Genomic DNA, 23,803 nt, shown 5'->3' with positions numbered 1-23,803 from the left:
CAGCCGGAGGCGAGAATGCCTGCGCCCAGCGCACGGCGTAGCCTTGGCATCGGTTTACCCAGCGTCGGCAACCGGGGGTCACCGGGGGCCACCGTGACATTCACAACCGCGTGAAAGAGGCGATTAGCGGCCGTGTCGACCCAGCAGACTTCGCAGGAGAACCCACTGGCGGGTTTCGGCCCGAACGAGTGGATCGTCGAGGAGATGTACCAGCGCTACCTCGCCGACCCCTCGAGCGTCGATTCGGCCTGGCACGACTTCTTCGCCGACTACCGGCCGGCCCCGGGCGCCGCCACACCGCGCCCGGAGGGGCAGGCCAAGCCGGCCGCGAAGCCGGAGCCGGCCGAGCAGCAGGAAGCAGTGGCCACGGTCAAGGAGCAGCCCGCCAAGGCGGCCCCCGCCAAGGCCGAGCCGAAGGCGGCCGCCCCGGCCAGGCCCGCGGCGAAGCCGGCGGCGAAGGCGCCTGAGCCGGCCAAGAAGTCCGCCCCGGCCAAGCCGGCCGCCAAGGCGCCGACCGCGAGCGCCGCCGGCACCACGACGCTGCGCGGCGTGGCCGCCAAGATCGTGCAGAACATGGACGCGTCGCTGTCGGTCCCGACCGCCACCAGCGTGCGCGCCGTCCCGGCCAAGCTGCTCGTTGACAACCGCATCGTGATCAACAACCACCTGACCCGGGGTCGCGGCGGCAAGGTCAGCTTCACCCACCTGATCGGGTACGCGCTCGTGCGCGCCGTCGTCGAGCACCCGGAGATGAACAACTCCTTCGCCGAGGTCGACGGCAAGCCGGCGATGGTCCGCCCGGAGCACGTCAACCTGGGCATCGCGATCGACCTGGTCAAGCCGGACGGCTCCCGCAACCTGGTGGTGCCGTCCATCAAGGGCTGCGAGCAGATGGACTTCCGGCAGTTCTGGCAGGCGTACGAGGACGTGGTCCGGCGCGCCCGCCGCAACGAGCTGACCATGGAGGACTACTCCGGCACCACGATCTCGCTGACCAACCCGGGCGGCATCGGCACGGTGCACTCGATCCCGCGCCTGATGCAGGGGCAGAGCGCCATCATCGGCGTCGGCGCGATGGAGTACCCGGCCCCCTACCAGGGCATGAGCGAGGCCACCCTGGCCCAGCTCGCGGTCAGCAAGGTCATCACGCTGACCAGCACGTACGACCACCGGATCATCCAGGGCGCGCAGTCCGGCGAGTTCCTGAAGGTCATGCACGAGCTGCTGCTCGGCGAGCGCGGCTTCTACGACGACATCTTCACCTCGCTGCGCATCCCGTACGAGCCGGTGCGCTGGATGCGCGACGTCGCAGTCGACAGCGAAGGCCAGATCAACAAGACCGCGCGGGTGCACGAGCTGATCCACGCGTACCGGGTGCGCGGCCACCTGATGGCCGACACCGACCCGCTGGAGTTCAAGATCCGGAAGCACCCGGACCTGGACGTCCTCCAGCACGGGCTCACGCTCTGGGACCTCGACCGCGTCTTCCCGGTCAACGGCTTCGCCGGCCAGCAGCGGATGAAGCTGCGCTCGATCCTCGGCGTGCTGCGCGACTCGTACTGCCGCCGCGTCGGCATCGAGTACATGCACATCCAGGACCCGGAGGAGCGGCGCTGGATCCAGGAGCGGGTCGAGCGCAAGTACGAGAAGCCGAGCCAGGACGAGCAGAAGCACGTGCTGAACCGGCTCAACGCCGCCGAGGCGTTCGAGACGTTCCTGCAGACCAAGTACGTCGGCCAGAAGCGCTTCTCGCTGGAGGGCGGCGAGTCGCTGATCCCGCTGCTCGGCGAGGTGCTGGAGTGCTCCGCCGAGGCCGGGCTGGACGAGGTCGTCATCGGCATGGCCCACCGCGGCCGGCTCAACGTGCTGGCGAACATCGTCGGCAAGCCGTACGAGAAGATCTTCTCCGAGTTCGAGGGGCACCTCGACCCGCGCTCCACGCAGGGCTCGGGCGACGTGAAGTACCACCTCGGCCAGAACGGCAAGTTCACCACTCCGGACGGCGAGCACGCGGTCAAGGTGTCGGTGGTGGCGAACCCGTCGCACCTGGAGGCCGTCGACCCGGTGCTGGAGGGGATAGTCCGGGCCAAGCAGGACCGGATCGATCTCAAGCTGGAGGGCTACACCGTGCTGCCGCTGGCGGTGCACGGTGACGCCGCCTTCGCCGGCCAGGGCGTGGTCGCGGAGACGCTCAACCTGTCCCAGCTGCGCGGCTACCGCACCGGCGGCACCGTGCACGTGGTCGTCAACAACCAGGTCGGCTTCACCACCGCCCCGGAGTACAGCCGGTCCAGCCTCTACAGCACCGATGTGGCCCGGATGATCCAGGCGCCGATCTTCCACGTGAACGGCGACGACCCGGAGGCAGTGGTCCGGGTGGCCCGCCTCGCGTTCGAGTACCGGCAGGCGTTCAACAAGGACGTCGTGATCGACATGGTCTGCTACCGCCGGCGCGGGCACAACGAGGGCGACGACCCGTCGATGTCCAACCCGGAGATGTACAAGATCATCGACTCGAAGCGGTCGGTCCGGAAGCTCTACACCGAGGAGCTGATCGGGCGCGGCGACATCACCGTGGAGGACGCGGAGGAGCTGCTGCGCGACTACCAGGGGCAGCTGGAGCGGGTCTTCAAGGCCACCCGGGACGCCGCGACCACACCGCGTCAGCTCAGCCGCCCGCCGCGGGAGGAGGAGCCGGAGCCGCATGTCGACACCGCCACCGACGCCGCGGTGGTCAAGGCGATCGGCGAGGCGCACGTCAACCTGCCGGAGGGCTTCACCCCGCACAAGCGGATCCAGCAGCTGCTGGAGCGGCGCCGCAAGATGTCCGTCGAGGGCGGCATCGACTGGGGCTTCGCCGAGATCATCGCGTTCGGCACGCTGCTGCACGACGGCGTCACCGTCCGGCTCGCCGGGCAGGACTCGCGCCGCGGCACGTTCGTCCAGCGGCACGCCTCGGTGGTCGACGCCAAGACCGGCGAGGACTACCTGCCGCTGATGTCGCTCACCGCCGACGGCGAGCGGTCGCGCTTCTTCGTCCACGACTCGCTGCTCTCCGAGTACGCGGCCATGGGCTTCGAGTACGGCTACTCGGTGGAGAACATCAACGCGCTGGTGGCCTGGGAGGCCCAGTTCGGTGACTTCGTCAACGGCGCCCAGTCGGTGATCGACGAGTTCATCTCGTCCGGCGAGGTGAAGTGGGGTCAGCGCTCCGCGGTGACGCTGCTGCTGCCGCACGGCCACGAGGGCCAGGGCCCGGACCACACGTCCGGCCGCCCGGAGCGGTTCCTCCAGCTCTGCGCCGAGGACAACATGCGGGTGGCCATCCCGACCACCCCGGCGAACTACTTCCACCTGCTGCGCCGCCAGGCCATGTCGCCCAAGCGCAAGCCGCTGGTGGTGTTCACGCCGAAGTCGCTGCTGCGGCACAAGCTCTGCGTGTCGCCGGTGGAGGACTTCACCACCGGGACGTTCCAGCCCGTGCTGGCCGACACCGCGGCTCCGGCGCCGGAGCAGGTGAAGCGGGTGCTGCTCTGCTCGGGCAAGGTCTACTACGACCTGTTCCAGGCCCGGCAGGAGCGGGGCGTGACGGACACCGCGATCATCCGGATGGAGCAGCTCTACCCGCTGCCCGTCGAGGAGGTCCGGGCCGCGCTCGCGCAGTACCCGAACGCCGAGGACTTCGCCTGGGTCCAGGAGGAGCCGGCCAACCAGGGCGCCTGGTCGTTCGTCGCGCTCAACCTGCTGGAGCACCTGCCCGAGGTCCGGCTGCGCCGCATCTCCCGGCCGGCCGCCGCCGCCCCGGCGGTGGGCTCGGCGAAGATGCACGAGGTCGAGCAGAACGCGCTGATCGAGGCGGCTCTCCCCCGCCCGTGACACCACCGGCAGCGGCCCGTCCCGACCCGGGGCGGGCCGTTGCCGTACGACGAGAGGAACACCGTGTACTTCACCGACCGTGGCATCGAGGAGCTGGTCGAGCGCCGGGGTGACGAGCAGGTCAGCCTGGAGTGGCTGGGCGAGCGGCTGCGTGACTTCGTCGACCTGAACCCGGAGTTCGAGACCCCGATCGAGCGGTTCGCCACCTGGCTGGCCCGCCTCGACGACCCGGACGACGACTGACGCGCGCGGCCGGGCGCGGCCTCAGCCGGCCGCGCCCCGCCCGGCGACCCGCAGGTCCCCGGTACGCCGCAGCTTCTGCCAGCCCAGCCGGCCGCCGGTCAGCGCGGTGCCGACCGCCTGGAGCAGTACCAGGTACATGACCTGCCGGTAGACGAACTGCTGCAACGGCAGCACCCAGAGCACGCCGAGCTTCTCCCGGTCCAGCCGGAAGGCGAGCACCGCGGTGAGGAACTGGAGCGCGAGCATCACCAGCCAGGCCACCACCGTGTCGCTGCGGTCCAGGAAGATCAGCCCGTAGATGGCGAGCAGGTCGATCACCGGGGCGGCCAGCGGCAGCAGCACGCCGAACAGCGTCAGGAACGACAGGCACCGGCGGCCGAACCGGCCCGACGGACCGCTCTCGATCACCGAGCGCCGGTGCTTCCACATCGCCTGCATGGTGCCGTAGCTCCACCGGTACCGCTGCTTCCACAACTGGCCAATGGTGGTCGGCGCCTCGGTCCAGGCGCGGGCGCTCTCCTCGTACACGATGTGCCAGCCGGCGCGGCCGACGGCGATGGTGACGTCGGTGTCCTCGGCGAGCGTGTCGTCGGTCAGGCCGCCCACCTGCTCCAGCGCCTGCCGCCGGAACGCGCCGATCGCGCCGGGGACGGTGGGCATGCAGCGCAGCGTCTCGTAGAGGCGGCGGTCGAGGTTGAAGCCGATGACGTACTCGATGTGCTGCCACTTGGCGATCAGGCCGCGGCGGTTGCCGACCTTGACGTTGCCGGCGACCACGCCGACCCGGGGGTCGGCGAACGGCTGGACCAGCCGGCGGACCGAGTCCGGCTCGAAGATCGTGTCGCCGTCGACCATGACGATCAGGTCGTGCCGGGCCAGCGCGACGCCGGTGTTCAGCGCGCTGGGCTTGCCGCCGTTGGGCTTGCGCACGACCCGCACGTTCGGCAGGCGCAGCGCCGCGACGATGTCGGCGGTGCCGTCGGTCGAGCCGTCGTCGACCACCACCACCTCGATGCCGCCGGGGTGGTCACCCAGGGCCAGCGAGCGGACCGCCGCGGCGATGCCCTCCCGCTCGTTGTACGCGGGCACGATCACCGAGACCGGTTCGGTGACCGGCGGGCCCCAGGACCAGTCGCGGCGTCGGCGGCGGCGCGCGTGCCGCGGGGCCACGACGAACAGCAGCAGGGTACGGCCGATCGTGAGCACCCCGACGAGAACGAAGAAGACGCCGAGCACCCCGAACATGCCGTCGGCGACGCGTACCGCGCCGACCAGGACGTGGCCCCGCAACCGCTCGTCGAGCGGGGCCGCCGTGTGCCCGCCCACCGGGCCGGACACACCCGCGGCCGCGAACGTCTGGTTGAGTCCCTCGCTGACGGTGGTGAAGCGGTAGCCGCGTTCCAGCATCGCCGGGATGTACCGCTCCAGCGCGGCCACGGTGCCGGCCCGGTCGCCGCCCGAGTCGTGCCACAGCGCGATGGTGCCGGCCGTCCCGTCCGGCGTGGCGTTCGCGATCATCTCCTCGACCGGGAGCAGCTCCCAGTCCCGGCTGTCCACGTCGTTGACGACCGTGAGGTAGCCGAGCTCGCCCGCCTGCCGCAGCATCGGCCAGTCCCGGTCGGTGTACGCGTCCGCCCGGGACGAGTACGGGAAGCGCAGCAGCGACGTCCGGACACCTGTGGTGCTGGCGATGGCGAGCTGCGTCTGCGCGTACTCCAGTTCGCGCCGCCACTCCGGCAGCGCGGCGAGGTCGGGATGGGTGAACGTGTGCACGCCCAGCTCGTGGCCCTCGGCCACCAGCCGGCGGGTCACCTCCGGGTTTCTGACGACCTGCGAACCGATGACGAAGAAGGTGCCCTTGACCTGGTACTTGTCCAGGACGCGCAGCACCTCCGGCGTCCACCGCGGGTCGGGTCCGTCGTCGAAGGTGAGCGCGACGGTCCGCGGCGGCAGGCGGTGCGACTGGGTCCGGCCCTCCGCGCCGACGTTGACGATCGGGCCGCCGCCGACCACCGAGCTGGGGACCTCCCGCTGGCTGCCGGGCGTCACCCGGTTGTCCGGTACGAACGCGGCGTTCGTGTACGCCTCGACGACCAGCAGACCGCCCAGGACGACCACGACCATGGCGACCAGGGCCCAGCTCGGCCGGGGCAGGAGACGCCGCCCACGGGACCGGCGCGCGCCGGGGATCTGCCGCACGCCGGGGATCTGCCGGACGTCCAGCACGGCTGTGGGCGCGTCGTCCGGCTGCCGCCCGGCCCGGTGCCGGCGGGCGGCCCGCACACGGCGGGGGTCCAGCGTGACTGTGGGCTGCTCACTTGTCTGCGGGTTCGGGCGGGCGGGCGCCTGGTCACTCATCGGCGGGCGCGACCGGCGCGGCGGGCGGGTCGACAACCGCCGGCGGGTCGACAACGGGCGGCGGCACCTCGGCGGTGGGGGCGGTGGGCGGCGCGGTGGTGGCCGGCGTCTGGACGGGCCGGGGCGCGGTCGGTGCGGTGCGGGTCGGCCGGGGATACCGAGGGCTCGGCGGGACCGTGGCGGCGGGGGCGACGGAGGTTGCCGGCACCCGCACCGGCGCGGTGCGGATGTCGGTGGGCGTGTCCGGCGTGGCACGGGTCGGCGCGGGGGTGTCCGACGGTTTCGGCGAGGGCAGCCGCTGCTCGCTGGTCGGCTCGACGAACGGGATGACGGTGTCCGGGGTGATCGGCCCGCCGGCGAAGCTGACCCCCACCATGACCGTGTAGATCACGCCGGCCGCGCCGGCGCAGTAGGCGAGACGGCGCAGCCGCCGACGTCGCCGCCCGCTCGGGTCGACGAAGACGGGGGGCGATTCCGGTACGACGGGAATCAGTGCTGTCGGGCCTTCCACACGGCCAAGTGTAGATGCGAGAAATTTCCGCCTTCTCCCCCGGCTAGCCGTGCTGACCAGGCAGAACGGACAGCACCGACCTCGATCTTGTAGGTTGGGTGCCGTGGCGCGCAGCGTGTACCTGACCGGCGTTGGCTCGGGCGGGGGAAAATCGACAGTGGCGCTCGGGCTGGCCGAGCTGTTGTCCCGCCAGGTGGAACGAATCGGCGCGTTCCGGCCGCTCGTCACCGGCGACGGCACCGACCCGATCCTGGCCCTGCTCACCGAGCGCTACCGGATGGATCTGCCGGTCGACGAGCTGTACGGCGCCACGTACGCCGAAGCGAGCGCGCTCGTCGCGGACGGCCGCCGGGAGGAGCTGATCTCCCGGATCGTCACCCGCTACCGGGAGGTCGAGCGCCGCTGCCCGGCGATAGTGGTGGTCGGCAGCGACTTCGCCTACGGCGACGGCACCGGCCCGCGTGAGCTGGCCTTCAACGCCCGGCTCGCGACCGAGTTCAGCAGCGTCGTGGTCCCGGTGGTCGACGGTTTCGGGCAGACGCCCGAGACGATCGCGGCGGCGCTGCGCGGCGCGTACCACGATCTGGTCGACCTCGGCGCGACGGTGATCGCGGCGCTGGCCAACCGCGTGCCGGAGCCGATGACGCTGCCCGAGCTGCCGGTGCCCGCGTACGCGATCCCGGAGGTGCCGACCGTGTCGGCGCCGACGGTGGCCGAGGTCGCCGCGGCGCTGCGCGGCACCGTGCTCACCGGCGACGAGACCGCGCTCGACCGTGACGTGCTCGACTACGTGGTCGGCGCGGCGCACGTGCCGACGCTGCTGGACCACCTCACCGACGGGGCGCTGGTGATCACCCCGGGCGACCGCGCCGACCTGCTGGTGGCCGCCGGAGCCGCGCACGTCGCCGGGCAGGTGTCGCTGGCCGGGCTGGTGCTCACGCTCGGCGAACAGCCCGACCCGCGGGCCATGCGCCTGGTCGAACGGATGAACACCGGGCTCCCGGTGCTGTCGGTGCCCAGCGACAGCTACGACACGGTGTCCGCGTCCAGCCGGATCGAGGGCCGCCCCAGCACCGCCAACCCGCGCAAGGTCGAAGCAGCGCTCGGCGCGTTCGAACGCTGCGTGGACACCGACGACCTGGCCCGCCGGCTGCGGGTCAGCCGGTCCGCGCGGGTCACCCCGCTGATGTTCGAGAACGACCTGATCGACCGGGCCCGCGCCCAGCGCCGCCGGCTCGTGCTGCCCGAGGGCGCCGACGAACGGATCCTGCGCGCGACCGAGGTGCTGCTGCGCCGGAGCGTCGCCGAGATCACGCTGCTCGGCCGCCCGGACGAGATCGCCCGCCGCACCCGGGAACTGGGCGTGGACCTCGGCGACGCGCAGGTGGTCGACCCGGCGACCAGCCCGTGGCGGGACGAGTTCGCGCAGGCGTACGCGCAGTTGCGCGCCCACCGCGGCGTCACCGTGGAACTGGCGCACGACATCGTGGCGCAGCCCAACTACTTCGGCACGATGATGGTGCAGACCGGCCACGCCGACGGCATGGTGTCCGGCGCCACCCACACCACAGCCGCCACCATCCGGCCCGCGTTCGAGATCATCCGGACCGTGCCGGGCGTCTCGGTCGCCTCCAGCGTCTTCTTCATGCTGCTCGCCGACCGGGTGCTCGTCTACGGCGACTGCGCCGTCAACCCCGACCCGGACGCCGACCAGCTCGCCGACATCGCCATCTCGTCGGCCGACACCGCGGCCCGGTTCGGCATCGAGCCGCGGGTGGCGATGCTGTCCTACTCCACCGGCAGCTCCGGCGCGGGCGCCGACGTGGAGAAGGTCGCGGCGGCCACCGAGCTGGTCCGGGAACGCCGGCCCGACCTGCTGGTCGAGGGCCCGATCCAGTACGACGCGGCGATCGACCCGCAGGTGGCCGCCACCAAGCTGCCGGACAGCCCGGTCGCCGGGCGCGCCACGGTGTTCATCTTCCCGGACCTGAACACCGGCAACAACACGTACAAGGCGGTGCAGCGGTCGGCCGGCGCGGTGGCGGTCGGGCCGGTCATGCAGGGCCTGCGGCGGCCGGTGAACGACCTGTCCCGCGGCGCCACCGTGCCCGACATCGTCAACACGGTGGCGATCACCGCCATCCAGGCCGCCGCGGAGGCGTCGGAATGAGCCGCATCCTGGTCCTCAACAGCGGATCCTCGTCGGTCAAGTACCGGCTGTACGACGGCGACGACGTCCTGGACAAGGGCACCGTCGAACGGATCGGCGAACCCGGCGGCGGGCCGGCCGACCACGAGAGCGCGGTCCGGGAGATCATCGGTCGGCTCGACCTGACCGGGCTGGCCGGCGTCGGCCACCGGGTGGTGCACGGCGGGCGGAAGTTCAGCGAGCCGGTACGCATCGACGACGCGGTGGTCGCCGCCATCGAGGACCTGGTGCCGTTGGCCCCGCTGCACAACCCGGCCAACCTGGCCGGCATCCGCGTCGCGCTGGAGGCGCTGCCGGACGTCCCGCAGGTGGCCGTCTTCGACACCGCGTTCCACCACACGCTGCCCGAGGCCGCCGCCACGTACGCGATCGACAAGGCCACCGCCGAGCGGTACGGCGTCCGCCGGTACGGCTTCCACGGCACCTCGCACGCGTACGTCTCGCGGCGCACGGCGGACCTGCTCGACCGCCCGTACGACCAGCTCAACACCATCACGCTGCACCTGGGCAACGGGGCGAGCGCGTGTGCCGTCCAGGGTGGCCGCAGCGTGGCCACCTCGATGGGCATGTCACCGCTGGAGGGCCTGGTGATGGGCACCCGCAGCGGCGACCTCGACCCGACAGTCATCTTCCACCTGCGCCGCGAGGGCGGCATGGGCGTCGACGACATCGACGACCTGCTCAACCACCGCAGCGGCCTGCTCGGGCTGACCGGCGCCAACGACATGCGTGAGGTGCTGGCCCGGCGTGCCGCCGGTGACCCGGACGCGACACTGGCCTTCGACGTCTACTGCCGGCGCATCACCGGCTACGTCGGCGCGTACTACGCGCTGCTCGGCCGGGTCGACGCGATCGCGTTCACCGCCGGGGTGGGCGAGCACGCCGCGCCGGTGCGTTCCGCGTCGCTGGCCGGGCTGGAGCGGCTCGGCATCGCCGTCGACCCGGCGCGCAACGACGGCCACGGCGACCGGATCGTCTCGCCGGACGGCGCGGAGGTGGCGGTGCTCGTGGTCGGCACCGACGAGGAGCGGGAGATCGCCCGCGAGACCCGCGAGGTGCTGGGCGTCTGACCGCGTTCGGGGCGACGGTGCCGCCACCTCGGGGAAGTGGCGCGATCCCGGCCCCTCCGATGCCGCCACCTCGGGGAAGTGGCGCGATCCCGGCCCCTCCGATGCCGCCACCTCGGCGAACTGGCGTGACCCCAGCGCCTCAGGTGCCGACCCTGCCGCTGCCGGCGACCGGCGCGCGGCGGCCGGGTCAGCCCAGGGCGATCCAGGCGACCAGCGCGACCACCACGACGACGGCGACGGCCACACCGGCGATCAGCGGCACCCGGGACGGCGCCGACGCCGACGCGGCCGGCTCGGGCGAATCGACGAACGCGCGGAACTGCGCTGTGTTGCCACTCGGGTCGGTGTAGTTCTCAGCCATGCGGGTGACCCTAGCGAAACCGGCCGGACCAGGCCGCCCCGCCAGGCCGGAGCTCGACATCCGGCTCACCCGGCCCGCGCAAACCCGCCCGGCCGGTGGAGGCGTCGCCCGGCCGGGTGGTGACGGCAGCCGATCCGGACGGCGGGCGCGGACCGACCACTCGGCTGCCTACCGTGCAGGTGTGAGGGGGCAGCGGCTGGTGGCCGCGCTGATGACGGCGCTGCTGGCCGGCTGCGGCCAGGCCGTCGCCACCACCGATCCCGTACCGGCCGGTGTCCGGCCCGCGCCCGATCGCCAGTACGCGGTGGGGATGCGCCAGTTCACGCTCGACCCGGAGGGCGCGCGGCCGCTGCCGGTCACCGTCTGGTACCCGGCCGACCTGCCCACGCAGGCGACCCCGTCCACTTCCGCAGGTCCCGCCGCACCAGCCCACACCACCGCGCTACCCGGCTCCGCCCCCGCACGTGACGCCGCCACCTCGACCGGCCCCGCCGCCGGGCCGTCCGGCACCGGCACGCTGGACGGGCCACGGGTGCGGCCGGGCGCGCCGTTCGCGGCGGGCCGGTTCCCGGTGGTCCTCTACAGCCACGGGCTGCGCAGCCTGCCCGCGCTGCACGCCGCCCTGACCAGCCGCTGGGCGGCCGCCGGGTTCGTGGTGGTAGCGCCCACCTACCCGCGTACGAGCCTGCGCGCCCGCAGCTACACCCGCGACGACGTACGCAACCAGCCGGCCGACGCCTGGCGGCTGGTCCGTCACCTGGTCCGTCTGGGCACCCGCCCCGGTGACCCGCTCGGCGCGCACCTGGCCGTGGACCGGTTCGCCGCCGCCGGGCACTCGGCCGGTGGTCACACCAGCCTCGGAATGTTCGCCTCCGGGCAACCGACCCCGCTACGGGCCGGGATCGTGATCGCCGGTGGCCGGATGGTCGCCGGCTTCTCCCGTCCGCTCGCGCCGATGCTGTTCGTGCACGGGAGCGCCGACCGGATCGTGCCGGAGTCGATCGGCCGGGCCGCGTACGCCCGCTGCCTCGGACCGGCCGCCTTCCTGAGCCTGCGCGGTCAGGGCCACGGCGAGTATCTGACGCCGGGCCGGGCCGGTTTCCCCCAGGTGCTCGCCACCACCACCGACTTCCTGCGCTGGACGCTCTACGCCGACCGGGCAGCGCTGCGCCGCCTCCCCGCCGACGCGACAGCCCCCGGCACAACTTTCACGACCCACTCCCTCCCCACGTGACCGCACCCGGCCCAGCGCCGTTGATCATGAAGTTGACGGCGACAAACCGGACAGCAGATGCCGCCAACTTCATGATCGACGCGACCCACGGCGGTGGGTAGGGTGCGGGCGTGGACGGGCTGGAAGGGCGGCAACTGGGCGCCATCCGTGAGGTCGTCGAGGTGGCCGGAGCGGCCGGGATCGACGTCTGGCTGCGCGGCGGCTGGGCGATGGACTTCCACCTCGGAGCGGTGAGCCGCCCCCACGTCGATGTCGACTGGTACTGCTGGCGGCGGGACGCCGACCTGCTGGCCGACCGGCTCGGCGCGCTCAGCTGGCGGCCCGACCCCCGAATGCCGGCAACGCTCCAGCTCGACCTGGTCCGGGACGACGTCGAGCTGAGCTTCGCGTACCTCGACCGGGACGCGGCGGGCCGGGTCGTCGTGGGCGCCGGACCGTGGGCGGGCACCGTCCTGCCCGAGGGCATGCTGAGCGCCCCACCCGGCCGGATCGGTCCGCTAGCGGCCCCGGTGATCAGCATCGCCGCACAGATCGAGTTCAAGGAGATGTTCCCGGTCTGGATGCCGGAGCGGCCCCGCCATGCCAAGGACGCCGCCGACCTGGCCCGGCTCCGCGCATCGGCGTGCGACCACCCGAGGGGCTGACCGGGCGGGGTCACAGGCGATCGCGAGGCACAATTCAGTTCATGCGCCGTCGTCCCGTCGCCCTGCTCACCGCCGCCGTCCTCGGCGCCGCCCTCGCCGGCTGCTCGGAGCAGCCCGCCGCCCCGGCCGGGCGGCCCGCTCCGGACACCGCACCGACAAGCGTCACACCGACCCCGCGCGTACCCGCCGGCAAGGCGCCCACGGAGAGCTTCGCGGTCGGCGTACGCCAGGTGAAGCTCAACCGGGACGGCAACCGGCCGTTGCCGGTGACGCTCTGGTACCCGGCGGCGGGCGCGGCCGGTGGCGCGGTCGAGCGCTCCGCCCCGGCGGCGGCCGGGCGGTTCCCGGTGGTGCTGTTCAGCCATGGGCTGACCGCCCGGCCGGAGGACTACCAGGTGCTGCTCACGCGCTGGGCGGCGGCCGGTTTCGTGGTCGCCGCGCCACGATTTCCGCACACCTCGCGGGGCACCGACGGCAACGCGCTGGACGTGCTGAACCAGCCGGCCGACGTGTCGTACGTGCTGACCCGGGTGCTCGCGCTCGGCGAGAAGGCGGGCGATCCGCTGCGTGGCCGGCTGGACCCGGAGCGGGTGGCCGCGACCGGGCACAGCGCCGGTGGCGTGACCACTATCGGCCTGTTCACCGCGGGCCGGGACGCGCGGCTGGACGCGGGCATCGTCTTCGCCGGCACCGCGCTCGGCGTGGGCACCGCGTTCGCCGGCACCGTCGCGCCGCAGTTGTACGTGCACGGTGAGGCCGACGAGGTGGTGTCGTACGCCGCGGGCAAGGCCGTCTTCGACGCGGTGCCGTGGCCGAAGGCGATGCTCAGCCTGCCGAAGGGCGACCACGGCCGGGCGCTGCTCGGCGACGGCAAGGCGCTCGGCGTGGTCGCGGACACCACGATCGAGTTCCTCCGGTGGACGCTCTACGGCGACCCGGCGGCGAAGGAGCGCCTCCCCGCCGCCGCGGCCCGCGGCGGTGTGGCCACGCTCGACGACCGGCTGTAAGGAAGGGCCCCTTATTAACGCCTCCGGTAGAGAAGGGGCCCCTTCTTAACACGCCGCGCCGCGCGCCGCCAGCGCCGAGCGCCGCCAGCGCCGAGCACCATCCGCGCCGCGCGCCTCAGGCGGTGTGGTCGACGACCACCTTGCCGAAGACGTCGCCGGACTGCAGCCGGGCGAACGCCTCGGTGATCTCGCTGAACGGCACCACCCGGTCGACCACCGGCCGCACCTCGTGCTCGGCGCAGAACGCGAGCAGCTCGGTCAGCTCGTCGGGGGTGCCCATCGAGGTGCCGAGGATCTCCAGTTGCATGGCGAAGACCCGGCGCAGGTTGACCTTCGGCTCGTGGCCGGAGGTGGCGCCGGAGACCACGATCCGGGCCATCGGCGCGGCCGACTTCAGCGAGTGGTCGAACGTGGCCGCGCCGACCGTCTCGATCACCACGTCGACCCGTTCCGGCAGCCGCGCGCCGGGCTCCAGCGCGGTCGCGCCCAGCTCGGCGATCCGCTCCCGCTTGGCGGCGTCGCGGCTGGTCGCGTACACCCGCTTGCCGAGCGCGACGCCGAGTGCAACAGCCGCGGTGGCCACGCCACCGCCGGCGCCCTGGACCAGCACCGACTCGCCGTCGGCGACCCGGCCCTTGGTGGTCAGCATCCGCCAGGCGGTGAGCCAGGCCGTGGGCAGGCACGCCGCGTCGGTGGCCGACAGGCCGTCGGGCAGCGGCAGGAGGTTCATCCGGGGTACGGCGACCAGCTCGGCGAACGTGCCCTGGTAGTGCTCGGAGAGGATGGAGACCCCGCGCGGGTCGCCCGGGGTGGGCACCACCGGGTAGATGACGACCTCGTTGCCGTCCGGGTCGGTGCCGACCGCGTCGCAGCCGAGGATCATCGGGAGCTGGTCGGCGGTCAGGCCCACACCGCGCAGCGACCAGAGGTCGTGGTGGTTGAGCGAGCTGGCCCGGACCCGCACGGTGACCCAGTCGTCCTGCGGGTGGGTCGGCTCGGGACGGTCGCCGACGGCGAGCGCGGCGAGCGGGTTGTCGGTGTCGAAGGCCGAGGCGAAGGCAGCACGCATGATCGGCACGGTAACAAGCTGAGCAGCAGTTAAGAAGGGGCCCTTCCTCTACCGGAGGCGTTAAGAAGGGCCCCTTCCTTACATCTCAGCGGCGGGCGACGCCGTCGCGGCGGGCGGCTTCGGCGACCGCCTCGGCCACCGCCGGCGCGACCCGGGGGTCCAGCGGCGAGGGCACGATCGCGTCGGCGGTGAGCGACTCGGCCACCACGTTCGCGATGGCGTCGGCGGCGGCCACCTTCATCGAGTCGGTGATCCGGGTGGCGCCGGCGTCCAGCGCGCCCCGGAACACGCCGGGGAACGCGAGCACGTTGTTGATCTGGTTCGGGTAGTCGCTGCGCCCGGTGGCGACCACTGCCACGTGCCGGGCGGCCACCTCGGGGTGCACCTCCGGGGTGGGGTTGGCCAGCGCGAACACGATGCCGCCGGGCGCCATGCCGGCCACCGCCGCCTCGGGGATCTGGCCACCGGAGACGCCGATGAGCACGTCCGCGCCGCGCAGCGCCTCGGTGATGTCGCCCTGGCGCCCCTCGGCGTTTGTGAGTTCGGCCAGCTCGGCCTTGGTGCCGGTCAGCTCGCGGTGCCGGCCGATGATGCCGCGCGAGTCGCACACCACCACCCCGGCCGGGTCGACGCCGCCGGCGATCAGCATCTTGGTCACCGCGACACCGGCCGCGCCCGCGCCGCTGACGGCCACCCGCAGGTCGCCGAGCTTGCGGTTGAGCAGCGTGGCGGCGTTGCGCAGCGCGGCGAGCACCACGATCGCGGTGCCGTGCTGGTCGTCGTGGAAGACCGGGATGTCCAGCGCCTCGTCGAGCCGCCGCTCCACCTCGAAGCAGCGCGGAGCGCTGATGTCCTCCAGGTTGATCCCGCCGAACGAGGGCGCGAGCGCCTTGACCGTCGCGACGATCTCGTCCACGTCCTGCGTGTCCAGGCAGACCGGCACCGCGTCGACGCCGGCGAACTGCTTGAACAGCACCGCCTTGCCCTCCATCACGGGCAGCGCGGCGCGCGGGCCGATGTTGCCCAGACCGAGTACGGCGGAGCCGTCGGTGACGACCGCGACGGTGTGCGACACCCAGGTGTAGGTGTCGGCGAGCGCGGGGTCGGCGGCGATCGCCTCGCACACCCGGGCAACCCCCGGGGTGTACGCGAGGGAGAGGTCCTCGCGGCTGGTCAGCGGGACGGTGGAGGCGACTGCCATCTTGCCGCCGACGTGCAGGCGGAAGACGGGATCGGCGGGGTCCGGGGTGGACGAAGACATGGTGACTCCAGGATCTGTCGAGCAGACGGACCGGCCGGCGTGGTCAGCGGTGGTCAGCGACCGGCGGCGCGGCGGTGCGGGGGTCACCCGGGCACTTTCCGAGCATAGTCACGCTTCGGCAGCCAGTATGTGAGCGGGGTCATATCCGCTCCGGTCGTTACCGGCCCCTGACCAGTCCCGGACGCGGCCACCAGCGGGCCACCACCCGGCCGCGGACGTCGGCCACCCCGTACGCGCGGGAGTCGTCGGCGACGAACTCGTTGTCGCCGCGCAACCACCAGCCGCCGTCGCGCGGTTCCACCGCCCGCTTGACGACGAGCAGGTCGGGACGGCTGCGGAAGACCGCGACGACCACGTCACCGGGGCGCACCGCCCGGCCGCCGGTGCGGACCAGCACCGCGTCGCCGTGCCGCAGCGTGGGGGACATGGAGGGGCCGGTCACCAGCACCGGCGTCAGCGGGCCGCGCAGCGCCGGAGGTTCGCCGGTGGGCGCCATGTCACCTCCCAGCCCCCGAGGGCGTCTCCAGGAGTAATGTCGTCTTGGATCATCGCAAACAACCCATGGAGGACCCTGATGCGCCTTCCCCGCATCCTCACGCCCCGGGTGACGGCCAGCGCTCACTGCGACCTGCCCTGCGGCGTATACGACCCGGCCCAGGCCCGGATCGAGGCCGAGTCGGTCAAAATGATCTGTGAGAAGTACCAGGCCAACACCGACCCGGAGTTCCGCACCCGCGCCATCCTGATCAAGGAGCAGCGGGCGGAGCTGGTCAAGCACCACCTGTGGGTGCTCTGGACCGACTACTTCAAGCCGCCGCACTTCGAGAAGTACCCGCACCTGCACCAGCTGTTCAACGAGGCCACCAAGCTGGCCGGCGCGGCCGGCGCCAAGGGCGCGACCGACCCGGCCAAGGCGGACGAGCTGCTAGCGAAGATCGACGAGATCTCGAAGATCTTCTGGGAGACCAAGCAGGCGTGACGTCGCCCGACGGCACTCCGACGATCCGGCCGGTACGTCCTGGGGACGTACCGGCCGTCGTCGCGATGGTGCACGAACTCGCCGAGTATGAGCGCGCCCCGGAGCAGTGCCACCTCACCGCCGAGCAGCTGGAGGCGGCCTTGTTCGGGCCGGCGCCGGCGCTCTTCGGTCACGTGGCCGTCGACGCGGCGGACCAGCCGGTCGGCTTCGCGCTCTGGTTCCTCAACTTCTCCACCTGGGCCGGCGTGCACGGCATCTACCTGGAGGACCTGTACGTCCGCCCGTCCGCCCGGGGCACCGGCGCGGGCCGGATGCTGCTGGCCACCCTCGCCGCGATCTGCGTCGAGCGCGGCTACCAGCGGCTGGAGTGGTGGATGATCAACTGGAACCCGGCAGCCCGCTTCTACGCCGCGATCGGCGCCACGCCGATGGACGAGTGGACCCCGTACCGCCTGGCCGGGCCCGCGTTGCGCGAGCTCGCCACGCACGCGACGGCCGCGCCCACGCGGTCGGCCCCCTGACCGGGTAGAGTCCCGCACCGGGGGGAGGAGCCGTGACTCAACTGACCGGGCACCCGACGACTGACGACGACGTCGTCCACCTCACCGTGCCCGCCGACGGTGGATACCTCGGCGTGCTCCGCACCGCCACGGCCGGCCTCGCGGCCCGGCTGCAGTTCGCCCTCGACGAGATCGAGGACCTGCGCATCGCCGTCGACGAGGCGTGCGCCATGCTGCTCGCCATCGCCACCCGCGACGCCGAGCTGGAGTGCCGGTTCGCGGTCACCGAGGACGCGCTCACCGTCGAGGTCACGGTGCCGACGGTCCGGGGCGCGACGCTGCCGTCGGAGTCGTCCTTCGCCTGGAAGGTGCTCACCGCGCTGACCACCGGGGCCAACGCCCACGCGACCGACGGCCGGGCCACCATCTCGCTGCTGACCCGCCGCGCGGGCGGCTACTGACCGGGTCGCGGCCACCGCTCCGGCGGCCGTCCGGCGTTCAGCGGGCCGGGTCGCCGAAGCCGAGCGCGCGGTTGGTCGGGCCGCTCACCAGCAACCCGACCATGCCGATACCGAATGCCATGAGCGGCAGCCCGAGCCAGCCCATGCCGCCCTCGATCATGAACCAGCCGACCGGCAGCAGCATGAGCTGAAGCACGATCGCGGGCGCGCGTGCGCCGGCGCGACGGCGGGACAACGCGCCGCCGAGCGCCCAGAGCGCCACCGCGCCGCCGATCGCGAACGCGGTCACCCACAGCGCCGAGATCAGGTCTGTCGTCTCAGCGGTGAGGTCGGACCAGATGAGCCACACCGCGATCAGCCCGAGCGCCACCGCCTCCGCGCGTAGCAGGAGCACCGCGGCGCGCAGCGTGCCGGGGACCGGGTCGGAGTCGATCGTCACGGGCGCCACGATACCGGTGGGTAGTCGCGGTACAGTGCCGCCCATGCGGGCCGTCCTGGTGGTCAATCCGAAGGCCACCACCACCAGCGAGCGCAGCCGGGACGTGCTGGTCCGGGCGTTGCGCAGTGAAGTCGACCTGTCGGTGCGCTACACGCGCCGGCGGGGCCATGCCATGGACCTGGCCCGGGAGGCCGCCCAGGAGGGCGTCGACCTGGTGGTCACGCTCGGTGGCGACGGCACCGTCAACGAGGTGGTAAACGGCCTGATGGCGGCGGAGCCGCCGACGTTCCGGACCGGGCAGACCTCGGCCGAGCGGCTGCCCGCGCTGGCCACCGTGCCCGGCGGCTCGACGAACGTCTTCGCCCGCGCGCTCGGACTGCCCCGGGAATGGCCGGACGGCACCAGCATGATCCTGGAGGGACTGCGGCTGGGCCGGTCCCGCACGATCGGGCTGGGCCGTGCCGACGACCGCTACTTCACGTTCTGCGCCGGCTTCGGGCTGGACGCGGCGGTCATCCGCCGGGTGGAACAGTCCCGCAAGAAGGGGCGCGTCTCCACGCCGGCGCTCTACTTCCGGTCCACCGCGAGCCAGTACTTCGTCGGCTCGGACCGCCGCCACCCGTCGATCACGCTGGAGCGTCCGGGTGAGGCGCCGGACACGGAGCTGGCCACGGCGATCATCCAGAACACCGCGCCGTGGACGTACCTGGGCGACCGGGAGATCAACCCGAACCCGGAAGCCTCGTTCGATCTCGGGCTCGACGTGCTCGCGCTGCGGCGGCTGCGGGTGGCCAGCACGGCCCGTACGGCGGCGCAGTTCTTCTCCCGGAAGCCGGACCCGCACGGCAAGCAGGTGCTGCGCCTGCACGACCTGGCGGAGTTCACCCTGCGCTCGGAGCGCCCACTGCCGTTCCAGATGGACGGGGACTACCTCGGCGAGCGGGAGAAAGTCCGATTCACCTCCGTGCCGGCGGCACTGAGAGTAATCTGCTAGGTCTCGGGTACTCCAGTCGGCTGACGCGGATCCCCCCGCCGCGCGGGCGCGGTGGCCGCCACGCCGAGGAAGGGGCCGGAAATGTCAGCAACGTCACGCAGACCGTACTACATTGATTATCGACTGTGGCACGCCGGGTAACCAGGACCCTGGTAAACCCGGACAAATGGGTGGTGAGCCCGCTCACTGTTCGGAGTTTTTCCGAGCGGCACCCTTGACATCGCTGTAGTTCGTGAAAGTATTCACAAGCGAACTCGTGTTGCCGGGACATTGCCTGGATATGCTCGTTCGGTTGAGCTGTTCCAGCAGGTCCAGGCACCCCACAGCCTGCTCACGCTGCGCCGAATTGATGGATGCTGACCGTCACCCTTCGGCAATGCGGACGCAAATAGGAATAGCAACGAAGCGTTTACTGGCCACCCACTAAGAATGAGGAGTGTTGCCGCCATGGACTGGCGCCACGATTCGGTCTGCCGCGACGAGGACCCGGAGCTGTTCTTCCCCATCGGGACGTCCGGCCCGGCCCTCCTTCAGGTGGAGCAGGCGAAGGCCGTCTGCCGGCGCTGCCCCGTGACCGACCAGTGCCTGCAGTGGGCGCTGGAGTCCGGTCAGGACGCCGGCGTCTGGGGCGGGATGAGCGAGGAGGAGCGCCGCGCGGTGAAGCGCCGCGGCGGTCTCCGGGTGCTGCGCGCTCACTCCGCCTGACCCGTACCACACGACAACGCCCCGGCCGGGATTCCGGCCGGGGCGTTGCGTTGTCCTCACCCGTCAGGCCGCAACCGTGTCCACGCGCCGCCGGACCAGATCCGCCAACTCCGGCAGGTCGTTCAGCGGCTCCGCCACCGCCACCGCGCCCGCCGACCGGGCCGCCGCGCGTACCCCGTCGTGGAACCGGCCCGGCGCCAGGAAGTAGGCCGCCACCGCGACCCGGCGGGCCCCCGCCGCGCGCAGTCGCGCCACCGCGCCGCCGACCTCCGGCGGCGCCGCCGAGGCGTACGACACGCGGCACGGCACGCCCAGCCCGGCGCCGAACGCCGCCGCGACCCGGCCCACCGAAGCACGAGCGGCCGGATCCCGGGTACCGGCCGCCGCCAGCACCACCGCGTCCAGCCCGCCCGGCTCGTCGCCGGTCGCCTCCGCCAGGCGGCGGCGCAGCCCGTCCAGCAACCCGCCGTCCACGCCGGAGCCGGCCGGGCCCAGCACGTCGGTCACCCGTACCTCGATCTCGGCGCCGGCCGCCGCGACCGCCGCCGGGATGTCGACCTTCCGGTGGTACGCGGCGGTCAGCAGCAGCGGCACCAGAACCGCCCGGGAATGGCCGGCGGCGGCAAGCCCGCGCAGCACCTCGGCCGGGCCGGGATCGGTGTGGTCCAGCCAGCTCGGCAGCACCGCACGACCGGGCCAGGTGTCCGCCACGGCCCGGGCCAGCGCCCGGGTCGCCTCCGCCGCCCGAGGGTCACGGCTCCCGTGCGCCACCAGCACCACGGGTGGCCCGGCCCTCAGGTGTGCAGGCCGCACTCGGTCTTCTCGAACATCGCCCAGCGACCGGACCGCGGGTCCTCCCCCGCCTTCGTCCGCCGGGTGCACGGCCAGCAGCCGATCGAGCCGTAGCCACGGGCGAACAGCTCGTTGACCGGGATGTCGTACCGGGCCACGTACGCGTCCACCTCCCGCTGCGTCCACGCCGCGATCGGGTTCACCTTGACCTTGCCGCGCCGCGCGTCGAAGCCCACCACCGGCGTGTTCGCCCGGGTCGGCGACTCGTCCCGGCGCAGCCCGGCGGCCCACGCGTCGTACCCGGACAGCGCCCGCTCCAGCGGCTCGACCTTGCGCAGCTGGCAGCAGTCGTCCGGGGACCTGTTGAACAGCCGCGGACCGTACTGGCCGTCCTGCTGGCCCACGGTCATCCGAGGCCGGATCGAGCGCACCCGCACCGGCATCCGGCGGGCCACCTCGTCACGCACCCGCAGCGTCTCCGGGAAGTGCAGCCCGGTGTCCAGGAACACCACGTCGACGCCGGGCGCGACCCGGGAGACCAGGTGCGCCACCACCCCGTCGGCCATCGAGCTGGTCACGCAGAACCGCTCGCCGAACGTCTCGGCCGCCCACCGGGCGATCTCGATCGCCGGCGCGTCCGCCAGCTCCCGGCCGGCCTCCTCGGCCAGCGCGCGCAACTCCTCCGGGTCACGGCGGGCCGGCCCGGCCTCGCCGATCAGGCCGAGGCCGGCGGCGGAGACGAGGCCGCTCACCGGGTCACCGCCCGGCTCAGCAGACCGGTGAACTTGACCGCGAAGACCCGCGCGCAGGCGTGGCACTCCCAGGCGCCGTGTCCGGCCTCGTGCGGTCGCAGGTCCTCCTCCCCGCAGTACGGGCAGTAGAGAGGCGCAGATCGGGCATCGCTCATCGGAGCTCCTCCTCGTCGGCTCTGATCACCCAGTTGGCGAACGTCTCACCCTCGGTCCGGCCGGCCAGGTAGCGGCGGGCGAGCCGTTCCACGTACTCCGGAAGCTCCTCGGCGGTGGTCTTCAGGCCGCGCAGCTTGCGGCCGAAACCGGCGGTCTGGCCCTGGGCCATGCCGAGGCCGCCGCCGAGGTGCACCTGGAAACCCTCGACCTGCCGGCCGTCCGGGCCGACCACGAGCTGGCCCTTGAGCCCGATGTCCGCGACCTGGGTGCGGGCGCAGGCGTTCGGGCAGCCGTTGAGGTGGATGGAGATGTCCGCGTCGAAGTCGCGCAGCCGCTCCTCCAGGCGCGCGACCAGTTCCTCGCCGCGCCGCTTGGTCTCGACGATGGCGAGCTTGCAGAACTCGATGCCGGTGCAGGCCATCGTGCCGCGCCGCCACGCCGACGGCCGGGCCTCCAGGCCGATCCCGCGCAGCGCCGTGACCAGCTCCTCGGTCCGCTCCGGCGCCACGTCGAGCACCAGCAGCTTCTGGTACGGGGTGAGCCGCACCCGGCCGCTGCCGTGCGCCTCGACCACGTCGGCGAGCTGCGCCAGCTGGGTGCCGGAGACCCGGCCCACCACCGGGGCCGCGCCGACGTAGTTCGCGCCGTCACGCTGGGCGTGCACACCGATGTGGTCGACCGGCTTCGCCGGCAGTTCCGCGGCCGGACCGTCCAGCAGCGTGCGGCCCAGGTACTCCTTCTCCAGCACCTCCCGGAACCGCTCCACGCCCCAGTCGGCGACCAGGAACTTCAGCCGGGCCCGGTTACGCAGCCGGCGGTAGCCGTAGTCGCGGAAGATGCCGACCACACCGGCCCACACGTCCGGCACCTCGTTCAGCGGCACCCAGACGCCGAGCCGCTTGGCGAGCATCGGGTTGGTGGAGAGCCCGCCGCCGACCCAGACGTCGAAGCCGGGACCGTGCTCCGGGTGCTCCACGCCGAGGAACGCGATGTCGTTCGCCTCGTACGGCGTGTCGACCAGCCAGGAGATCGAGGTCTTGAACTTGCGGGGCAGGTTGGAGTACGCCTTGTCGCCGACGTACCGGCGGACGATCTCGTCGATCGCCGGAGTCGGGTCGAGCACCTCGTCCCGGGCCACCCCGGCGACCGGGCTGCCCAGCACGATCCGGGGGCAGTCGCCGCACGCCTCGGTGGTCTGCAGGCCGACCGCCTCCAGCCGGCGCCAGATCTCCGGCATGTCCTCGACCCGGATCCAGTGGTACTGGATGTTCTGCCGGTCGGTGATGTCGGCGGTGTCCCGGGCGAACTCGCGGGAGATGTCCGCGATCACGCGGAGCTGGGCCAGGTTGAGCTGGCCGCCGTCCACCCGGACGCGGAGCATGAAGAACTCGTCCTCCAGCTCGTGCGGCTCCAGGACTGCGGTACGCCCGCCGTCGATGCCGGCCTTACGCTGGGTGTAGAGGCCCCACCAGCGGAACCGGCCGCGCAGGTCCTGCGGGTCGATCGAGGCGAAACCGCGATGGGCGTAGATGTTCTCGATCCGGTCCCGCACGTTCAGCGGGTCGTCGTCCTTCTTGATCCGCTCGTTGGGGTTGAGCGGCTCTTTGTGCCCGAGCGCCCACTGGCCCTCGCCGCGTGGCCGGCGGGGCGCACGGGCGGCGGGCGCCGGGGAGTCGGGACGGGTCGGGGTGCTGCTGACCGCCATCGCGGCGTCCTCCATTGCTTGCTGCGGTGCCTGCGAGCGCGGACGCGGCGGCCGGCCCGGGAGTGGGCCGTGGACGGCGATGTCGATGACGGCCGGCGCGAGTGCGCGCCCGAGACGGAAGGGTCGGGCGTCGTCAGTGGGCCGGACAGATCGCGCTGCGCACGCGGCCGTAATCGACGTGGCGGCGAGCCACGAAGCGGCGGACGACAGCGGCGGTCATGTGCCTCATGCTGCCACACCACGCCCGGCCGGACCACAGCTCCGCACTGTGATCCCACATCACGGGCCCCAACCGGGATCGACTCCCATCCCTGCCCCCGCCGCCCCTCCCCGCCCTCTCCCGTTGATCAAGGAGTTGACGTCCCCCAACCCGCCACATCAGGCCGCAATCTCCTTGGTCGACACCGCCGGTCCCCGTCCACCCCCGTCACCGCACCGTTGATCATGAAGTTGGCAGGGACAAAAGGGACGGTAAGT

General features: G+C 72.6%; 23 protein-coding genes. 12 read left to right on the top strand and 11 right to left on the bottom strand.

Translation table 11 applies throughout. From position 1 onward, the window contains the following. Window positions 1–132: 132 nt before the first annotated feature. Together DQE82_RS28530 and DQE82_RS28525 are read left to right on the top strand one after the other, a co-directional pair. On the top strand, window positions 133–3,876 hold the full coding sequence (locus DQE82_RS28530) for a multifunctional oxoglutarate decarboxylase/oxoglutarate dehydrogenase thiamine pyrophosphate-binding subunit/dihydrolipoyllysine-residue succinyltransferase subunit (RefSeq protein WP_113974699.1): 3,744 nt from the start codon (window positions 133–135) through the stop codon (window positions 3,874–3,876). A gap of 63 nt (window positions 3,877–3,939) precedes the next feature. Further along, window positions 3,940–4,119, top strand: coding sequence for a DUF6104 family protein (locus tag DQE82_RS28525; RefSeq protein ID WP_030503218.1), 180 nt, complete (start codon window positions 3,940–3,942; stop codon window positions 4,117–4,119). Window positions 4,120–4,140: 21 nt separating this feature from the next. Here DQE82_RS28525 and DQE82_RS28520 read toward each other — a convergent pair whose 3' ends face one another. Both DQE82_RS28520 and DQE82_RS30940 read right to left on the bottom strand, forming a co-directional pair. Continuing rightward, window positions 4,141–6,477, bottom strand: a complete 2,337-nt coding sequence (locus tag DQE82_RS28520; RefSeq protein ID WP_113974698.1) for a bifunctional polysaccharide deacetylase/glycosyltransferase family 2 protein — start codon at window positions 6,475–6,477, stop codon at window positions 4,141–4,143. After that, entirely contained in the window at window positions 6,470–6,988 is a 519-nt protein-coding gene (locus DQE82_RS30940; protein ID WP_069087363.1) for a hypothetical protein, read from the bottom strand. Before DQE82_RS30940 ends, DQE82_RS28520 begins: the two co-directional genes overlap by 8 nt. Window positions 6,989–7,082: 94 nt before the next feature. Between DQE82_RS30940 and pta the strand changes: the two genes are divergently transcribed. Then, entirely contained in the window at window positions 7,083–9,158 is a 2,076-nt protein-coding gene (pta, locus tag DQE82_RS28510) for a phosphate acetyltransferase (RefSeq protein ID WP_113974697.1), read from the top strand. Continuing rightward, window positions 9,155–10,267 (top strand): acetate/propionate family kinase, encoded by a 1,113-nt coding sequence (locus tag DQE82_RS28505; RefSeq protein ID WP_113974696.1) that lies wholly within the window; start codon window positions 9,155–9,157, stop codon window positions 10,265–10,267. Before pta ends, DQE82_RS28505 begins: the two co-directional genes overlap by 4 nt. 187 nt (window positions 10,268–10,454) lie before the next feature. Here the strand turns inward: DQE82_RS28505 and DQE82_RS30935 are convergent, their stop codons facing one another. After that, window positions 10,455–10,628 carry a hypothetical protein gene (locus DQE82_RS30935; protein WP_166457193.1) on the bottom strand — a complete coding sequence of 58 codons (174 nt, stop codon included), beginning with the start codon at window positions 10,626–10,628 and terminating at the stop codon, window positions 10,455–10,457. A gap of 181 nt (window positions 10,629–10,809) precedes the next feature. On the opposite strand from DQE82_RS30935, the gene DQE82_RS28500 reads away from it, so the two are divergent. From DQE82_RS28500 to DQE82_RS28490, 3 genes are all read left to right on the top strand, one after another. Further along, window positions 10,810–11,862: an alpha/beta hydrolase gene (locus tag DQE82_RS28500; RefSeq protein WP_113974695.1), complete on the top strand. Its 1,053-nt coding sequence runs from the start codon at window positions 10,810–10,812 to the stop codon at window positions 11,860–11,862. A gap of 110 nt (window positions 11,863–11,972) precedes the next feature. Continuing rightward, window positions 11,973–12,506 (top strand): nucleotidyltransferase domain-containing protein, encoded by a 534-nt coding sequence (locus tag DQE82_RS28495; RefSeq protein ID WP_113974694.1) that lies wholly within the window; start codon window positions 11,973–11,975, stop codon window positions 12,504–12,506. Window positions 12,507–12,547: 41 nt separating this feature from the next. Continuing rightward, entirely contained in the window at window positions 12,548–13,513 is a 966-nt protein-coding gene (locus DQE82_RS28490; RefSeq protein ID WP_064447876.1) for a chlorophyllase, read from the top strand. A 115-nt stretch (window positions 13,514–13,628) separates the two neighbouring features. Here the strand turns inward: DQE82_RS28490 and DQE82_RS28485 are convergent, their stop codons facing one another. From DQE82_RS28485 to DQE82_RS28475, 3 genes are all read right to left on the bottom strand, one after another. Continuing rightward, window positions 13,629–14,582: a zinc-binding dehydrogenase gene (locus tag DQE82_RS28485; protein ID WP_030503225.1), complete on the bottom strand. Its 954-nt coding sequence runs from the start codon at window positions 14,580–14,582 to the stop codon at window positions 13,629–13,631. Window positions 14,583–14,667: 85 nt separating this feature from the next. After that, a complete protein-coding gene (locus DQE82_RS28480; RefSeq protein WP_043328531.1) occupies window positions 14,668–15,843 on the bottom strand; it encodes an NADP-dependent malic enzyme in 1,176 nt (391 codons plus the stop codon). A 157-nt stretch (window positions 15,844–16,000) separates the two neighbouring features. After that, window positions 16,001–16,339, bottom strand: a complete 339-nt coding sequence (locus DQE82_RS28475) for a S24 family peptidase (protein WP_043328529.1) — start codon at window positions 16,337–16,339, stop codon at window positions 16,001–16,003. 78 nt (window positions 16,340–16,417) lie between these two features. On the opposite strand from DQE82_RS28475, the gene sodN reads away from it, so the two are divergent. From sodN to DQE82_RS28460, 3 genes are read left to right on the top strand one after another with little or no spacing between them, the layout of a single operon-like run. Next, entirely contained in the window at window positions 16,418–16,822 is a 405-nt protein-coding gene (gene sodN / locus DQE82_RS28470; protein ID WP_043328527.1) for a superoxide dismutase, Ni, read from the top strand. Then, the gene (locus tag DQE82_RS28465; RefSeq protein ID WP_113974693.1) at window positions 16,819–17,343 is read left to right on the top strand and encodes a GNAT family N-acetyltransferase; all 525 of its coding nucleotides are present in this window, start codon (window positions 16,819–16,821) and stop codon (window positions 17,341–17,343) included. The genes sodN and DQE82_RS28465 overlap by 4 nt, the downstream gene beginning before the upstream one ends. 32 nt (window positions 17,344–17,375) lie before the next feature. After that, the gene (locus tag DQE82_RS28460) at window positions 17,376–17,783 is read left to right on the top strand and encodes an ATP-binding protein (RefSeq protein WP_030503230.1); all 408 of its coding nucleotides are present in this window, start codon (window positions 17,376–17,378) and stop codon (window positions 17,781–17,783) included. Window positions 17,784–17,820: 37 nt separating this feature from the next. Here the strand turns inward: DQE82_RS28460 and DQE82_RS28455 are convergent, their stop codons facing one another. Then, window positions 17,821–18,222 (bottom strand): hypothetical protein, encoded by a 402-nt coding sequence (locus DQE82_RS28455; protein WP_104116001.1) that lies wholly within the window; start codon window positions 18,220–18,222, stop codon window positions 17,821–17,823. A gap of 43 nt (window positions 18,223–18,265) precedes the next feature. Here DQE82_RS28455 and DQE82_RS28450 point away from each other — a divergent pair, with 43 nt between their 5' ends. Together DQE82_RS28450 and DQE82_RS28445 are read left to right on the top strand one after the other, a co-directional pair. Next, complete coding sequence (locus DQE82_RS28450) at window positions 18,266–19,216, top strand: diacylglycerol kinase family protein (RefSeq protein ID WP_030503232.1); 951 nt, start codon at window positions 18,266–18,268, stop codon at window positions 19,214–19,216. Between the two features lie 447 nt (window positions 19,217–19,663). After that, a complete protein-coding gene (locus DQE82_RS28445) occupies window positions 19,664–19,921 on the top strand; it encodes a WhiB family transcriptional regulator (protein WP_013288358.1) in 258 nt (85 codons plus the stop codon). A gap of 63 nt (window positions 19,922–19,984) precedes the next feature. On the opposite strand, the gene DQE82_RS28440 is transcribed toward DQE82_RS28445, so the two are convergent. From DQE82_RS28440 to DQE82_RS28430, 4 genes are read right to left on the bottom strand one after another with little or no spacing between them, the layout of a single operon-like run. Continuing rightward, the gene (locus DQE82_RS28440; protein ID WP_199496149.1) at window positions 19,985–20,734 is read right to left on the bottom strand and encodes a sirohydrochlorin chelatase; all 750 of its coding nucleotides are present in this window, start codon (window positions 20,732–20,734) and stop codon (window positions 19,985–19,987) included. Further along, entirely contained in the window at window positions 20,716–21,465 is a 750-nt protein-coding gene (locus tag DQE82_RS28435; protein WP_043328516.1) for a phosphoadenylyl-sulfate reductase, read from the bottom strand. Before DQE82_RS28435 ends, DQE82_RS28440 begins: the two co-directional genes overlap by 19 nt. Then, on the bottom strand, window positions 21,462–21,620 hold the full coding sequence (locus tag DQE82_RS30930) for a hypothetical protein (protein ID WP_013288361.1): 159 nt from the start codon (window positions 21,618–21,620) through the stop codon (window positions 21,462–21,464). Before DQE82_RS30930 ends, DQE82_RS28435 begins: the two co-directional genes overlap by 4 nt. Continuing rightward, window positions 21,617–23,326: a nitrite/sulfite reductase gene (locus DQE82_RS28430; RefSeq protein WP_043330952.1), complete on the bottom strand. Its 1,710-nt coding sequence runs from the start codon at window positions 23,324–23,326 to the stop codon at window positions 21,617–21,619. Before DQE82_RS28430 ends, DQE82_RS30930 begins: the two co-directional genes overlap by 4 nt. Between the last annotated feature and the right edge of the window lie 477 nt (window positions 23,327–23,803).

The sequence above is a fragment of the Micromonospora sp. LHW51205 genome, from assembly GCF_003315815.1.
GTDB classification, from domain to species: Bacteria; Actinomycetota; Actinomycetes; order Mycobacteriales; family Micromonosporaceae; genus Micromonospora; species Micromonospora chalcea.
Note: the sequence above shows the minus strand (reverse complement) of the source record. Positions and strands in the feature narration are given on the sequence as shown.